Here is a 16566-nt window from a genome sequence, read left to right as displayed (position 1 = left end):
TTATTCAAATTTGTTTGTTACAATACTCAAATATTGTTTTAAAGGGCGGATTTTGAGTGGGATTTATTGCAATAACGATGCTAAGCATTTGTGCAAAGAACTTTTAACAAAAAACAGCGTCAATCTAAATTCAGAGATTGATTTTGATATAAACGGAGATATTCACACTCTCTCATTTGAGTATATCATAGATACTTTTATGATGGCATCGGACTCATCAAAAGCGGCTTTTTTAGCGGCTCTGCAAAAAGCAATGGAGTCTAAAAACGAGGGTGCGAGAAAATTTTTTGAGGGAATGGGACAGTTACTGCTTATGACACATCTCTCTAAAAAGATAGAAACTGTATAAATTTACAGATATTTTAATAAAAGTAGCTGTAATATAAAGTAATAGAGAGAATCTATAAAATACTTTTAAGTTGAAATTATGAAAAAAATATCCATTCTTGTTATGCTGTTTTTCTTTTTTACATATAGTTATGGCGGAGAGAAAATTAGATTTGGTGTTTTTGCCTACAAAGGGGTTGAGGGTACACGCAAGCAGTATCAACCACTTGTTGATTATCTAAATGAACAACTTGACAATCGTGTAGTTTTAGAGCTTTTAACCCTAGATGAGATAGATAGAAAGATCAAAAACAATGAGCTTGATATTATTACGACAAACCCTGCTCATTTTCTACAAATAAGACAAAGCTATCAACTAAGCGGAGCCCTCGCGACACTAGAAGGGTTTAAAAACGGTGTTGTTACAAACAAACTCGCCGGCGTTATAATCACAAAAAAAGATAGCGAGATTAAAACTCTCAAAGATTTAAAAAACAAAACTATCTCTACCCCAAGTAAACAACATATGGGCGGTTTTAGAGTTCAGACTTACGAACTCTATCTAAATGATATCGATATTTCAAAAATAAGTAAAAACATCATAGAGACTAAAGGCTCTCATCAAGAGACTGTATATGCTGTTTTAAGCGGAAAAACTGATGTAGGGTTTATAAGAGACGGCATTTTAGAGGAGATGATTGCCTCAAATGAAATAAAAAAAGATGATATCAGAGTCATAAATGAGCAAATAAACTCAAATCACCCTTACAAAGTCTCAACAAGACTCTATCCTGAGTGGCCTGTTTTTTCTCTGCCGCATGTCGATGAAGAGTGCGTTAAGTCATTTATGGCAGCTCTTTTCTCGCTTCAACCTACAAAATTAATTGAGGAGGGAGGGATTCACGGATACACATTTCCTGCCGACTATCTTGAAGTAGAGGAGTTGTCTCGTGCTCTTAGACTTCCTCCTTTTGATAAAATTCAAAAAGTCAGTTATGCAGATATCGTAAATCAATACAAAAAAGAGATTTTTGCTATTTTTATCCTTTTACTATTAGGATTACTCTACTATATAACAGAGACAAAGAGAAAAAACTTCCTCTCATCGCTCTTATCAAATATGGGAGAGGGCGTTTACGGGGTTGATAAAGACGGAAACTGTACATGGATAAATAAAAAAGCGCTTGAAATGCTTGGATATAGTGAAAAAGAGGTTTTATACAAAGATCAGCATCTGCTTTTTCATCACCGTAAGCCGACAAATGAAGAGTATGATTCACATGAATGTCCGATATATCTAACCCAGCAAGACGGCATAACTAGAGAGTGCGAAGAGTGGTTTATAAAAAAAGACGGCTCTTTTTTTCCGGTAAATCTTACGATAGCACCGGCAAAGAACGGTGGCGGTATCGTAATATTTCGAGATATTAGCGAGTTTATCAAAAAAGAGAAAGAGTTAAAAAGAAGCGAGAGCCTCTTTAGAATGCTCTTTGAGTTTCTTCCCGATCCCGTAGTTATAACCGATCCGCAAACCAAGCTTCCGTATATGTTTAACAGAGCTGCACACGAACAGCTTGGATATAGCGCAGAAGAGTTTGAAAAACTCTCTATAAAAGATTACGAAGCTATCGAAAATCCGCAGGAGATTCAAAAGCATATTGAGACTATTTTTGCAAGCGGAGCAGGCACCTTTGAGACTAAACATCGTACAAAAGATGGAGTGATGCTAGATATCGCCGTCTCTGTACAAATTATCTATCTGCAAGAAAAACCGTACCTGCTGAGTGTTCACAGAGATATAACTCAAATGAAAAAATACCAAAGAGATCTTCGTTTTCAAACGCAGCGACTTAACGCTATTATAGAAGGGACAAATGTCGGTACATGGGAGTGGGATATCGAAATAGGCAATGTAATATATAACGAAAGATGGGCGGAGATAATCGGCTATACGCTTGAAGAACTTTTCCCTACATCCATAGATACATGGATAGAAAATACCCATCCCGATGATTTGTTAGAGTCAAAAAAAGCGCTAGAGAGACATTTTAACGGTGAAACTGATTACTACGAGTGCGAGAGCCGAATGAGACACAAAGAGGGTCACTGGGTTTGGGTTTTGGATAGAGGAAAGGTTTCTGAGTGGAGCGAAGACGGCAAGCCTCTGGTTATCTCCGGAACACATCAAGATATAACGGCTAGAAAATTGGCAGAAGAAGCACTAAAAATGGAGCGAGATCTCTTCTCAAGCGGTCCTGTTATCACTATAGAGTGGGAAGTATCGCAAAATTGGCCTATTCGTTATATCTCTAAAAATGTGACGGCTATTTTGGGCTATACTCCTGAGGAGATGATGGATGTTTCATTCCTATACACAAACCTGCTTCACCCCGATGATTTAGATAAATGCCTGCAAGAGGTAATTGACAACATAGAAAAGCATATAGATACTTATGAACAGTCATATCGTTTAAGATTAAAAGACGGCAGTTATAGATGGTTTTATGATTTTACGCGTGTGGTAAGAGACAAGAATGCAAATGCTATTTCAATTCACGGATATCTCTTTGATCAAACTCAACTCAAAATGGCGCAAGAGGAGCTTAAAAGCAGTGAAAAACTTTTAAATCTTTTCTTTCAACAATCAATGTACGGATTTTTCTTTATGATGCTGGATGAGCCTATTGAGTGGAATGACTCCGTAGATAAAGAGAAAGCGCTTGACTATGTATTTAAACATCAGCACGTCACAAAAATAAATGATGCCATGCTATCTCAGTATGGAGCAAAGAGGGAAGATTTCTTAGGTTTCACTCCAACAGATTTTTTTGAGCACAACATAGAAGATGGGCGTAGAATATGGAGAGGACTTTTTGATAGAGGTTCATGGCATATCGATACGAATGAGCAAAAACTTGACGGTACGAATATGGTTATAAACGGGGACTATACCTGCTTATACGACAATCAAAACAGGATTACGGGACACTTTGGAGTACAAAGAGAGGTAACCGGAGAGATTAGAGATAAAAAAGCACTAAAAGAGGCTAAAGAGCAAGCCGAGAAAGCAAATATTGCAAAAAGTGAGTTCTTGGCAAATATGAGCCATGAGATAAGAACACCTATGAACGCTATCTTGGGACTTAGCGAACTTATGTTGGATACAAATCTGGATGATAAACAGGAAGATTATCTATATAAAATCAACGGTTCATCAAAGATGCTTCTTGGAATCATTAATGATATTTTGGATTATTCAAAGATAGAGGCAAACAAACTAGAACTTGAGCATAAAGAGTTTGATTTGGGAAATGTGCTATCACAGCTAAAAGCGCTTTTTATGCAAAGTGCTGCCGGAAAAGGGTTGGAGCTGCTTTTTGAACTGAAAAACAGCGTTCCTAGAATGATAGTTGGAGATGAACTTAGAATAAATCAAATACTAGTAAATCTACTAAGCAATGCACTAAAGTTTACCGCTAAAGGAAGTGTAACGGTATCAATAGAGCTTAAAAAGAGAGAAGAGTTTGGCGCAGTTATAGGTTTTAGCGTTAGCGATACTGGAGTCGGTATAAAAAATGAGCAGATTTCAAACCTCTTTAGACCGTTTTCTCAAGCCGATAACTCTATCACACGCAAATACGGCGGTACGGGTCTTGGACTCTCAATCTCCACAAAACTGGTTGAAGCAATGGGCGGAAAACTCTCTGCTAGTAGCAAGCTCGGAATCGGTTCAACTTTTAGTTTTGATATAAAAGCAGGCATCCTCTCATGGGAACAAAATGATTTAAATATAACAGACAACCTAAACAAAACTATCTCAAATAAGCCGCAAAGCTATCCTGATTTAAGTCATATAAATGTTTTGCTGGTAGAAGATAATGAGATAAACCAAGAGATAGCTCTTGCCATACTAAAAAGAGTTAAAGTTAATACTGAGGTGGCAAATAACGGCAAAGAAGCCGTTACTCTATTTTTATCAAAACCAAACCATTTCAATATCATACTTATGGATTTGCAGATGCCGGTTATGAGCGGATACGAAGCTGCGACTATCATTAGAGAACACGATAAAAACATCCCTATAATTGCTCTAACGGCGGCTGCCATGGTAGAAGATAGAGAAAAAGTGCTTAATGCCGGCATGAACGACCATCTTGCAAAACCGATTGACAGCAATGAGATGCTTCAAACCGTAGCAAAATGGTGCAATGTATCGATAATCGCTCAATTAAAAGAACAAAACAGTGCGCAAGAAGATGATACGGTTCTTGATATGGAGCATGCCCTAAGCATCGTAAACTCAAACCAAGAACTGCTAAATAAAATCTTATCTAGGTTTCTTATAGAGCTTGAGAGTGACTTTAAAAATCTGCCGGAGCTAATATCTCAAGATGATTTATCTGCTAAAGCACTCATCCATGCTCTAAAAGGAGTTAGCGGCAATATAGGTGCAAAAGCTCTGGCATCAATATGCAGTACAATAAACGAAAGTTACAAAAGAGGCGATAAGATTTCTGAAGAAAATATATATAATCTAAAAACGGCGATGGATGAACTAAAGATAAAAATCAAATCAATACATCCGGATATACACACGGCATTGCAAAAAACAGAACTAAATGGTGAGGAGTTGAAAAATTTATTTCAAGAAACGCTAAAAGATGTTAAAATCGGGACAATGATACAAATGCATATACAACAGATACTTTTTGATGCTCTTAAAGATAGAGTGAACAGTTACGAACTAGAATCGTGGGCAAACGCAATGGATGAGTTTGATTACGACAGAGCTTATGATATTATGAAAGAGTGGAATATATGAGAGAAAATGACTATATACCAACTATTTTAATAGTCGATGATATGGCTGCAAATATTGCTATTTTATCAGATTTGCTTCAAAGCAGCTATAAAATTAAAATAGCAAAAAACGGTCAAAGAGCACTTGATATAGCAAGAGGCAAAGAGAAGCCTGATCTCATTCTTTTGGATATCGAGATGCCGCAAATGAGCGGATATGAAGTTTGTAAAAAATTAAAAGATTCTTCAGATACTAGAAATATTCCCGTTATATTTGTAACTGCCAAAAATGATACGACGGACGAAGAGTATGGTTTAAAGTTAGGAGCGATTGACTACATCAAAAAACCGTTTCATCCTGCAATCATAAAAATCAGAGTAAGAAATCATATAAATCTAAAACTCAAAAGCGATAAACTAGAAGAACTCTCAATGTGTGACAGCCTCACAGGCATCCCAAACAGAAGATACTTTGATGAAACTCTTGAGAAGAAGCACAAAGAGGTTTTAAGAGATAAAAAAAGTCTCGCCGTTATAATGATAGATATCGATTTCTTTAAGCTCTACAATGATAACTACGGACATTGGAAAGGAGACGAATGCCTTGCAAAAGTAGCTACGACTCTAAGAAAAACTCTAAAACGCCCAACTGATACAGTTTCAAGATACGGCGGTGAGGAGTTTATTATTCTGTTAAAAGATATAGATAAAGATGGAGCTAAAAAAGTTGCAGAGTCTTTAGTCAATGCCGTTGCCGAGCTTAAAATACCTCATGAGTATTCTCCTGTGACAAATTTTGTAACAATAAGTGCTGGGGTTGCCATCAAAGAGGAAAATGAAACTATATCTAAAGAGGAGCTGCTAAAAATTGCAGATGATGAACTCTACCGCGCCAAAGAGAGCGGCAGAAATAGATTTTGTGCAGGGTTTTAAAACTGTATTAATCCATTCATAGGCGAAGAGGCAGTTGCGTAAGGGCGTTTTGCAATTCTTCCCGAGAGATAGCTCATTCGTCCTGCTATTACTGCATGTTTCATCGCCTCTGCCATCATTATAGGATTTTGTGCTCCTGCAATAGCAGTATTTGTTAAAACTCCATCAGCTCCGAGCTCCATAGCATAAGCGGCATCGCTTGCACACCCTATTCCCGCATCGACTATTACGGGAACACTCACGGCTTCACGAATGAAGACGATGTTGTACGGATTTTGGATTCCGAGTCCGCTTCCGATGGGAGCTGCAAGAGGCATTATCGCGTGCGCCCCCGCATCTTCAAGTCTCTTTGCCATAATCGGATCATCCGAAGTATAAGCCATAATCGTAAATCCCTCACGAGCTAAAATCTCACAAGCTTTTATAGTCTCAAGCACATCTGGATAGAGAGTTTTTTGAGTGTCTCCGATAACTTCTAGTTTGATTAAATCAATTCCCGTAGCTTCTCTCGTAAGCCTAAAAGTCGTTATCGCCTCTTCTGCCGTCGTACATCCTGCAGAGTTTGGTAAAAATTTAACATTCGTACCTGCAAATGTATCTCTGAGATTTTCTTTATCCGGGTCTGTTATATTTAAACGACGAACCGCAACCGTGATAAGTTCACTCCCGCTAACAAGTGTCGCCTCTTTTGTGGTTAGAAAATCTTTGTATTTTCCGCTTCCGACAATTAAACGAGAACCAAGTTCATATTTTCCGATTTTTAGTATATCTTTCATTTTTTATTCCTAGTTATCAATTTATAATCTACTTATTTCATCTATCAAATCATCAGGCGTGAGTGAAAAATCAGCACCTTTGTAATTTAGCGCAAGTTTAACATGTGTTAATGAACCGTTTATTGCCGCATCCAAGCACTCATAACCTTGAGCTAAAAGTGAGGCGACAAGACCGCTTAAAACATCTCCGCTTCCGCCTTTTGCAAGTGACGGCGTTCCATGCGGATTTATAAAAAAGTTATCATTTTTACCGATGATAACATTTGCACCTTTTAAAAGAAGTGTGACATCGGGGAATTTTTTACAAAACAACTCGGCATATTTAAACCGCTCTTTTTGTAACTCATCAACCGATATATCCGCAATTTTCGTAATTTTTAAAAGTGAGACAAACTCTTTTGGATGCGGGGTTATAACCACATTTTCTCTTTTTAATATCTCTAGGGCGATAGGCATACAAAAAATATCCGCATCGGCGATAAGTGTAAGTGAATTATCTAAAAATTTAGTAAGTTCTTGCTCGCTAAACTCTACACCAAGACCCATGCCCAATGCCAAAGCAGTTGCTCCTTTTGGCACTTCATGAGAGTACATCAGAGTATGCGGTATCTCTATCTTTTCAAACCCTACAAGCGTTACCAAACCGCTTCCAAAACGCAAAGCACAAAGAGCACTCATAATGCTCGCACCGCTCTTCTCCCCCGATGCAAGCGCTAAGTGTCCGTAACTTCCCTTGTGAGAATCTTTTTTTGTTCTGTTTGGAAGTTTTAAATCCTCCAAATCAAGAACTCTCCAGTTACTCTCTTTTTCGTAAATCTCTCTGCTCACACCCAAATCAAGAACTTTTATCTCCCCAACTATATCTTTTGCTTCATCCAAAAACATACTCTTTTTCAAAGCACCCATCGTCAGCGTAACATCGGCTCTAAAGGCAAAAGCCGATGGAATATCGCATGCAATTTTAAAAGCATTTACTGAGTTCATTTCTTCAATGAGTGTAGATAACGCACTGCTAAGGGAACCGCTATAACCGGTACCGATAATAGCATCAACCAAAACATCACAATCTTCAAGCTCTGTAATCTCTTTAACGCCTACGCTAAGAGCACGGTTTTGTTGCAAAAACGCCATCTTTGAAGCAGGTTTTTTTGCCCAAAAGATAGAGATGTCGTAAGTTTTGTGCAGAAGTCTCGCAAGTGCGGCTCCGTCGGCTCCGTTATTGCCGCTCCCGCACACTACGACTATTTTTGAATTTTTTCTAAAGTTATCGCGAATATAAAGAGCCATACCGCTAGCCGCATGCTCCATTAAAATATCTTCGCTTAAAAAAAATTCTTCGTAACATCTTTTATCTAAAGATGCCACCTCATCAAAAAGTTTTTGCATAACTACACTTCAAAAACATACTCATCTATTTTAACTATGTTGCTCTTTATATCATTAAACAAAAGCGTCTTATAATTTGTTCTATACTGATAAAAAAATCTGTTTTTCGGTAATTTTTTCAAATTTGCCGTGTTAAAATACTCAAAAGTTGAACATTTTCCAAGGTATAAGAAAGTAAAGAGCAGTTTTATCTGCGGGTTTTCAAATGTCGAGTGAGGCTGCGTTAAAAAAGTCAATCCATACTTCTTTAAATTTAAAAAGTTTAACATATAGAGCAAAAAGTCTTCAAATTTTGTATAAAAACCGTTTAAATTTTCGATATCGTGAAAAAAGTAGTAATAATTATCTAAAAGCCCTTTTATCTGAAGAGTTTCCGTAAGTTTACTCTTTATATCTCTTCTGTTTGAAAAGTAAGCCGGATCAACTGCCATATAGATATGCTTTTTAGCATCGATTAGTTTATTAAACTCTTCTTGAAACTCATCACTCTCATCAAATCTTATATAGTTAAAGTGTTCATCTTTATATCTTAACTCTATATTGTCCACATCGGAGTTAGAAAAATCAAGGTATAGTGTTGCAACATTGTTGTCGATTACATAATTTCTTATCTTGCATGCAAGGTTTGTTTTACCTGCGCCCTCTTCTGCTAAAATTAAAGTGTTAAAATATAAAACTCTCTCTTCAACTTTTAATGTATTTATACTGCTTACATATTTTCCTAATATATCTCTCATTTTTTTTCCTCTAAAATCTTTTGACAAATATTATACCAAATTAACTCTGCGTTTTATACCCAAAAAAAAGGTATAATTACAATATGAATTACAAACAAATAGCACAAGAAACCCTAAAAATCGAAGCTCAAACACTATTGGATAGTGCTCAAAATATCGATGATGTTTTTGACAAAGCAGTTGAAATCATTCTCGCATGCAGAGGAAAGCTCATTGTTACGGGTGTAGGAAAATCCGGACTAATAGGCGCTAAAATGGCGGCAACTTTTGCGTCAACCGGAACCCCTAGCTTTTTTCTTCATCCCACGGAAGCGCTTCACGGCGATTTAGGGATGATTGGCAGAGATGATGTTGTTCTAGCGATTAGCTATAGCGGAGAGAGCGAAGAGCTAAGCTCCATACTTCCGCATATAAAAAGATTTGACACTCCGCTTATCGGTATGACCAGAGATAAAAACTCCACGCTTGGAAGATACAGCGATTTGGTTATTGATGTTGTGGTTGAAAAAGAGGCGTGTCCGCTCAACATTGCACCTACTAGCTCAACAACCCTGACTCTTGCTCTTGGTGATGCACTTGCCGTCTGTCTTATGAGAGCAAAAAACTTTAAAAAGAGTGATTTTGCCTCATTTCATCCGGGCGGGTCTCTTGGAAAACAACTTTTTGTAAAAGTTAAAGATTTGATGAGAACAAAAGATTTGCCTCTTATCAATGCAGATACAAAGCTAAAAGATGCGATTGTAAAGATTAGCGAGGGCAGACTCGGAACGGTTTTAGTTACCGATGAGCAAAATCGACTTCTAGCACTTGTTAGTGACGGAGATATCCGCAGAGCTTTGATGAGTAAGGATTTTTCGCTTGAAGATAGTGTTTTAAAGTATGCTACACTGAATCCAAAGACCATAGAGGATGAAAATATACTTGCAAGTGAAGCACTTGTACTTATAGAAGAGATGAAGATACAGCTTTTAGTTGTAACGGATAAACAAAAGAGAGTTCATGGCGTGCTTCATATCCATACTTTGATAGAAAAAGGCATTTCATGAGATTAAACAAATACATCGCACACCACTCAAGCTACTCAAGAAGAGAGGCGGACAAAGTCATACAAGAGGGCTTCGTTAGAATAAACGGAGAGATCCAAACCAACCCTGCTACCGATATATATGAGGGTGTAGATATCGTTTATGTCAGCGGCAAACAAGTCACTCCGAGAGATAAATACACGGTAATCGTCTACAATAAGCCAAAAGGTGAACTCGTAACAAAAAGCGATCCAAAAGGCAGAAGAACTATTTACGACACTTTAGCTAAAGAGTATAAGCACTATATTCCCGTAGGCAGACTTGACTACGCTTCAGAGGGTTTGCTTCTCTTGAGCGATGCTTCAAAAGTTGCCTCTGCACTTATGGAGTCAGACTTAGAGCGAATATATAAGATAAAAATCAAAGGTGAAGTTACTCCTGATATGGAAGATGCCATGTTAAACGGCATGACTCTTGAAGATGCAACTGCCGGCGGACATAGCCACTCTAAAGTAATGGCAATGGAATTTAAACCTTTTATAGGGTATAAAATTCAAAAAAATCAGCCGAACTACTCCATTTTAAAAGTAGCACTTAACGAGGGGCAAAACAGAGAGCTACGAAGATTTTTTGCCCATTTTGGAGCCGAAATAGTAGATTTAAAAAGAATTAGTTTTGCAGAAATCAAACTAAACAACCTTCCTACGGGTAAAGTTAGATTTTTGGATAGAAGCGAATACTCGGCACTGGCAAAATTTTTAAAAGAAGAGAAGAAGTCAGACTCTAAAGAAGAGAAAAAACCAAATTTCAAAAATGAGAAAAAACCAAACGCTAAAGAGAGTAAAAAATCAGACTTTAAAGATGAAAAGAAACCACGCTTTAGAGACAATGACAAAAAAAGCGCCCTTAAAGACGGTAAAAAACCTAGTTTTAAAGATGACAAAAAAACGAACTTTAAAGATAAAAAAACAACCAAAAAGAAGTAAAATTGGCAGATTTTACTCATCTTTTGCGACCCAAATCTTTTGATGAGATAATCGGGCAAGAACATTTAAGCGCTAAGAGTGCTCCTCTTAGAGTTTTATGCGAAAAAAATATGCTAGGTCACAGCTTTTTTTTTGGACCCTCCGGCTGCGGCAAGACTTCCATCGCCAGAATTATCGCCAAAGTAATGGATATGCCGTTTTACGAGTTTAATGCCACAAGCATAAAAATCGAAGAGCTAAGAAAAATTTTTGAACAGTATAAAAACGCTCTGCAAAAACCGCTTATTTTTATAGACGAAGTACACCGTTTGGCTAAAAACCAGCAAGAGGTTTTGTTGCCTGTTATGGAGAGCAACTCGGTTTTGATTATCGGCGCTTCAACCGAAAATCCGTTCTTTTCGCTCACTTCGGCTATCCGCTCCCGCTCCATGCTTTTTGAACTCTGCTACATCTCAAATGAAGCATTAAAAGAACTGCTTCATAGAGCGCTTTCTTGCACCTCTTTGGTATGCGATGAAGATGCGGCAGAGTATCTAGTAGCAAGCAGCGGCGGCGATGCCCGCTCGATGTTAAAACTCTTGGAGTTTGCTTCAAATATAGACTCACATATAACGCTAAATCTCTTAAAATCTCTCAGACCAAATGCGCTAAGTGCGGGAAGCAGCGAAGCAGGCGTTCATTATGACTTAACGAGTGCCATGATTAAATCCATTCGAGGTTCAGACATGGATGCCGCTATATACTATCTTGCAAGACTCATCGAGGGCGGAGAGAGTGCCGATTTTATAGCAAGACGGCTTGTTATTCTTGCCAGCGAAGATATAGGAAATGCAAATCCCCAAGCCCTCACTCTTGCAACTTCCGCTATGACGAGTGTTGCTAAAATCGGTTATCCGGAGGCTAGAATCATTTTAGCACAGTGCGTTATCTACCTTGCCTCTTCACCAAAATCAAACTCTGCTTATTTGGCTATAAACGATGCCATAAGTGCCATAAAAAGCGGTGTTATGCTGGATATCCCGAAAAATATAACGCAGAGAAATGAAGGGTATCTATATCCGCACGATTTCGGAGGATATGTAAAACAGAAATATCTCTCTAAACCTCTAAACTTAGTCAAACTAAAAGATATCGGTTATGAGAAAAAAATTAAGGAATGGCTAAGAAATATTTCCGATTTTAGTTGATTTTAATCATAAAAGATATAAACTATTCTAATACATAAAAAATAAGGGGTTAGTATGGAGTTGGAAGTATCGTCAAACAGTCTTGTAATCAAGGGCAATATTAAGAGCGTTAGTGATTTTCAAAATATTAAACAGAGCGTTGACGCTATGGTAGCCCAACATAAACATATAAATATCAATATACTTGATTCTCTCTCGATAACATCTTCGGTAATAGGTTATTTTAATAAACTTGTTCTAAAAGACAACATAGATATACATATGAATGTAAAGAACGAGCAGCTTTTAAATCTTTTGGATGATCTGAATTTAGCATCTACATTTAAAGCAAAAAGAAGTTAAGATGACTATTAAATATAAACTAAACTTAATAACGGCAATAGTAATTTCGTTTGCACTCATTATCATAGGGATAGCGCTTTCTAAGGCGATAAACGACAAATTCACGATTACACAATCGCAAGAGTTAAATGCTCTCTCGCAAAAACTAAGCCTTGTTATTCATGAAACGCAAAAAGAGAGAGGTTCAAGCGCAGGCTTTCTCGGTTCAGGCGGAAAGCAGTTCGGCGATATTTTGCCAAAACAAAGAGCAGATACGACAAAAGAGTATGAAAATCTAAAAGCATATATAAAAACTCTTGACTTAGACTCTTTTCCAAAAGAGCTAAAGGGCGAAATATCGGCTTTTGATTCGGATATGAGCAAAATAGCGCAAATTCGCTCATCAATCGACTCTCTTTCAATCAGTGTAAAAGATGAAGTCGCTTACTATACAAATATGAATACGAAGATTTTAAACATAGTTTCACTCAGTGCAAAAGCAGCAGCTTCTCAAGAGTTAGTCAAAGCTCTTAGCGCATACAGCAATTTTTTAAAATCAAAAGAGCGTGCAGGGATTGAAAGAGCTGTGCTTAGCAGCACTTTTGCCGCAGATAAATTCGGTGAGGGCGTATTTGCAAAATGGGTTACACTTGTTGCCGAGCAGGATGCCTTTATAGATGCTTACTTATCAATGGCTACCGAGAGCTCAAAAACACTATATAATCAAAAAATAAACTCTCCTATCGTTGCCGAAGTAAACAAAATGAGAGAGATAGCAAAAGCAAAAGCTTTTGAGGGTGGATTTGGAGTTGACAGCGTTGTATGGTTTAAAACCATAACCGATAAGATAAACCTTTTAAAAGAGGTTGATGACGAACTGGCAAAACAAAACGGCATCCTTATAGATGAACTTAAGTCTACTTCTATTACAAATGCGACAATTGCTTTGGGCAGTTACTCCGCTTTTGCCGTGGTGATATTTATAATAATTTTTATAATCAGCAGAGGTGTAAACAGAAGTGTTCGCAGCTCTTTAGAAAAGATAGACTGCGTCTCTAGCCATCTGGATTTAACATGTGAAGTTATTGTCGAAGGCAAAGATGAGATTTCTCAAATCTCAAGAGCCCTGCATGTTATGATTATGGCTTTTAAAGAGAGTGTTTATGAGGCAAAAGATGTCTCTGCAACAACATCAAAAGAGAGCAAGATTCTAAACAGCATAGTTGAAGAACTTACAAAAAACGGCAAATTTACAGATAATAAAATTGGAAGTATTAATGTTTTAGTAACTGAAGTCGGAAATAGACTTGATGCTATCGAAGAGGCTTCTATAACGGTTACCGAAGATTTGGAAAAAACATTTGATGTGCTAGACGGTTTTATCGAGAAGCTTGATTCTGTCGTAAAAGCGATTGAAGACGGAAGCGAACACCAACAAGAGTTGGTTCAAAAAGTTTCTTCACTTACAGAGCAGGCAAGAAATATCAAAGATGTTTTAGCAATCATCTCCGATATAGCAGATCAGACAAACCTATTGGCACTCAATGCCGCAATTGAAGCGGCAAGAGCCGGTGAGCATGGAAGAGGATTTGCCGTTGTCGCGGATGAAGTCCGTAAACTTGCAGAGAGAACACAAAAAAGCCTTAGTGAGATTAGTGCAAATGTTAATCTTATCACACAAAATGTTATTGAAATTTCAGAAGAGACTCAAAAAACATCAAGAGATATGGGCGATATAGCACACTCTGCACAAGAATTAATCTCTTCTTCATACGAGACAAAACAAAATCTCTCTGTTACAACCGAAAAATCTAGCGATGTTATGCATCAAAGCACATATATAGCTACAAAAACTAAAGAGCTGATTCGTAATATGGATGAAGTTATAGAGATTTCTCAAAAAAATACGGAGCATAGAAATCTAGTGGATAACGCTGCCGTAAAACTGGCCCAAGATGCAAACAGATTACAAAACGAACTAAGTAAATTTAAAATCTAATGCTAACCGACATAAACAACTCAGTCTTAGAGTATCTAAAATCTTCAACGCTTCTTTGTGTTGAAGACAGCAAATCCACACAACTCATCTACCGCTCCCTTTTTGAAGATTTGGTAAAAGAGGTCGTCTGTGCAAGCAACGGTGAAGAGGGCTATGAGAGATTTTGCAAAGAAGATATAGATTTAGTTGTCAGTGACTATGATATGCCTGTGCTAAACGGCATAGAGATGATCAGAAAAATCAGAAATATTGACAAAGATATCCCAATCATTTTAGTCTCATCCATTCAAGATGTTGATATCATAGTTCAAGCACTCCAACTTAATGTAAGCAATTTTTTAAAAAAACCCATAGTTACTGCCGAAGTAATGCAGTCGATTGAGAATGTATCCAAACTCCTAATTGCCAACAACTATATAAAAGAGCAAAGCGAAAAAAAGCTAAAAGAGCTTGAAAAAAAAGAGGAGTACAACTCTTACCAAGAAGATTTGGCATTTTCTAAAGAGCTAAATATTCTTAGAAATGATTTCTACTATCAAATGCTTGACAACCAACAATGCTTTGCGCTTATAGATTTTTTCTACAAGCCGCTTGATGTTTTAAGCGGGGATGCTTACAGCGCTAGAAAAATAAGCGACGATAAAGTCTTTTACTTTATCGTAGACGGGATGGGAAAAGGGTTGTCTGCATCATTAAGCTCAATGCTAATGACTTCATTCGTAAATCATATAATCGATAAGAGTATCGAGAGCTTTGATTTTAGAACTCTATTAGAAGCTTCTTTGGAGTATATAAAACCTATCTTGCTTGATGAAGAGGCTCTCTCTATTGATTTTATCGTGATAGACCACAAAGAGCTTACTATGGAGTATGCAAAATTTGCCATGCCGCCCTCACTTGCACAAAACGCCGATAATGAGATAATCAAGATAAAATCGAACAATCCGCCGATATGCAAATATACAAAAAATATTTCAATCTCGACCGTAGATATCTCAAAAGCCATAAAATTTCTTTTTTACAGTGACGGCGTCGTAGAGAACAGCGTCAGATACGATAACAAATTATATATGGATTTTATAGAAGAGGATTTTTTATCATCTTTTACAAAAGATGAATTTAGAGAAAAATTACTCTGGAAGATAGATACTCAAGAAGATGATATGACTTTTGTTTTCATAAATCAATTAACTTTAAACAGTTATGTTAATCATATGAAGAGAACATTTGAAAGTACTCTTGACGCAGTTGATGAAGCGAATGATTGGTACGCCGATATCTGGAGCAATTTTACAAACAACTATAAACTATCATACAATGCAGGCGTTGTTTTTACGGAGCTTTTTATGAATGCTTACGAACACGGCAATCTTGGTATCGACTCTGAAACAAAACATAGACTTTTAGAAGAAGACAACTATTTTACGACACTTGAGATGCTGCAAAAAAAGTGCGACAAACAGATAACCGTAACCGTAAATACTATTGAATACAGCTCAAGAAAATATATAACTACTCTTATAAAAGATGAAGGAGCGGGATTTGACACTCAGATACTAAGCAAAATATTTAGAGATAAGAAGAACTTTAACGGTCGAGGGGTTTTTATTTCAAGACAATCGTCACTGGGAATATACTATAACTCAAAAGGCAATGCAGTGCTTTTTTTACACAGACTAGAAGATGAGGCGTAACTTTTTAGTTACGCCTCAAATTTAACTTATTTCGCTAATGCTGCTTTTGATGCTGCTGCAACTGCACTAAATGCCGCTGCGTCGTTCATCGCCATATCAGCAAGAACTTTACGGTCAAGTTCGATGCCAGATTTGTGAATACCGTTCATAAATGAAGAGTAGTTCATACCATTCAAGCGACAAGCTGCATTGATACGGATAATCCACAGTTTACGGAAATCGCGTTTCTTTTGCTTACGGTCACGGAATGAGTAGTACATTGAGCGCTCTAACTGCTCTTTTGCTTTACGATAGTGTTTACGGCGTCCGCTATAAAAACCCTTCGCTAATTTTAATATCTTTTTGTGTTTTCTTCTACGAACAACACCTGTTTTTACTCTTGGCATATTTTTCCT

The 16566-nt window shown here is 37.2% G+C and carries 13 protein-coding genes; 9 read left to right on the top strand and 4 right to left on the bottom strand.

Going from position 1 to position 16566, the window contains the following annotated elements:
- Positions 1-52 precede the first annotated feature (52 nt).
- The 3 genes from PHQ93_RS05765 (at position 53) to PHQ93_RS05755 (ending at position 6060) form a co-directional block, all read left to right on the top strand.
- A complete protein-coding gene (locus tag PHQ93_RS05765; RefSeq protein WP_299942046.1) occupies positions 53-349 on the top strand; it encodes a hypothetical protein in 297 nt (98 codons plus the stop codon).
- A gap of 78 nt (positions 350-427) precedes the next feature.
- Entirely contained in the window at positions 428-5149 is a 4722-nt protein-coding gene (locus tag PHQ93_RS05760; protein WP_299942044.1) for a PAS domain S-box protein, read from the top strand.
- Complete coding sequence (locus tag PHQ93_RS05755) at positions 5146-6060, top strand: diguanylate cyclase (RefSeq protein WP_299942042.1); 915 nt, start codon at positions 5146-5148, stop codon at positions 6058-6060. The genes PHQ93_RS05760 and PHQ93_RS05755 overlap by 4 nt, the downstream gene beginning before the upstream one ends.
- Here PHQ93_RS05755 and PHQ93_RS05750 read toward each other — a convergent pair.
- From PHQ93_RS05750 to PHQ93_RS05740, 3 genes are read right to left on the bottom strand one after another with little or no spacing between them, the layout of a single operon-like run.
- Positions 6057-6836 carry a thiazole synthase gene (locus tag PHQ93_RS05750; protein ID WP_299914922.1) on the bottom strand — a complete coding sequence of 260 codons (780 nt, stop codon included), beginning with the start codon at positions 6834-6836 and terminating at the stop codon, positions 6057-6059. The genes PHQ93_RS05755 and PHQ93_RS05750 overlap by 4 nt on opposite strands.
- A gap of 21 nt (positions 6837-6857) precedes the next feature.
- Positions 6858-8222 (bottom strand): NAD(P)H-hydrate dehydratase, encoded by a 1365-nt coding sequence (locus PHQ93_RS05745; protein ID WP_299942040.1) that lies wholly within the window; start codon positions 8220-8222, stop codon positions 6858-6860.
- A gap of 2 nt (positions 8223-8224) precedes the next feature.
- Complete coding sequence (locus tag PHQ93_RS05740; protein WP_299942038.1) at positions 8225-8959, bottom strand: ATP-binding protein; 735 nt, start codon at positions 8957-8959, stop codon at positions 8225-8227.
- Between the two features lie 83 nt (positions 8960-9042).
- Between PHQ93_RS05740 and PHQ93_RS05735 the strand changes: the two genes are divergently transcribed.
- The 6 genes from PHQ93_RS05735 to PHQ93_RS05710 are packed head-to-tail and all read left to right on the top strand — an operon-like array spanning position 9043 to position 16171.
- On the top strand, positions 9043-10005 hold the full coding sequence (locus tag PHQ93_RS05735; RefSeq protein WP_299942036.1) for an SIS domain-containing protein: 963 nt from the start codon (positions 9043-9045) through the stop codon (positions 10003-10005).
- The gene (locus PHQ93_RS05730; RefSeq protein ID WP_367278377.1) at positions 10002-10970 is read left to right on the top strand and encodes a pseudouridine synthase; all 969 of its coding nucleotides are present in this window, start codon (positions 10002-10004) and stop codon (positions 10968-10970) included. The genes PHQ93_RS05735 and PHQ93_RS05730 overlap by 4 nt, the downstream gene beginning before the upstream one ends.
- Positions 10971-10972: 2 nt before the next feature.
- Positions 10973-12157, top strand: coding sequence for a replication-associated recombination protein A (locus tag PHQ93_RS05725; RefSeq protein WP_299942034.1), 1185 nt, complete (start codon positions 10973-10975; stop codon positions 12155-12157).
- A 54-nt stretch (positions 12158-12211) separates the two neighbouring features.
- Positions 12212-12499, top strand: coding sequence for a hypothetical protein (locus tag PHQ93_RS05720; RefSeq protein WP_299942033.1), 288 nt, complete (start codon positions 12212-12214; stop codon positions 12497-12499).
- 1 nt (position 12500) lies between these two features.
- The gene (locus PHQ93_RS05715) at positions 12501-14477 is read left to right on the top strand and encodes a methyl-accepting chemotaxis protein (protein WP_299942032.1); all 1977 of its coding nucleotides are present in this window, start codon (positions 12501-12503) and stop codon (positions 14475-14477) included.
- On the top strand, positions 14477-16171 hold the full coding sequence (locus tag PHQ93_RS05710; protein ID WP_299942031.1) for a response regulator: 1695 nt from the start codon (positions 14477-14479) through the stop codon (positions 16169-16171). The genes PHQ93_RS05715 and PHQ93_RS05710 overlap by 1 nt, the downstream gene beginning before the upstream one ends.
- A 26-nt stretch (positions 16172-16197) precedes the next feature.
- Here the strand turns inward: PHQ93_RS05710 and rplT are convergent, their stop codons facing one another.
- Positions 16198-16557 carry a 50S ribosomal protein L20 gene (gene rplT / locus PHQ93_RS05705; RefSeq protein WP_299942029.1) on the bottom strand — a complete coding sequence of 120 codons (360 nt, stop codon included), beginning with the start codon at positions 16555-16557 and terminating at the stop codon, positions 16198-16200.
- Positions 16558-16566: the final 9 nt, after the last annotated feature.

This window comes from Sulfurimonas sp., from assembly GCF_028714975.1.
GTDB lineage: Bacteria > Campylobacterota > Campylobacteria > Campylobacterales > Sulfurimonadaceae > Sulfurimonas.
The sequence above is the reverse complement of the archived record's forward strand: the minus strand, read 5'-3'. Positions and strand labels throughout refer to the sequence as shown.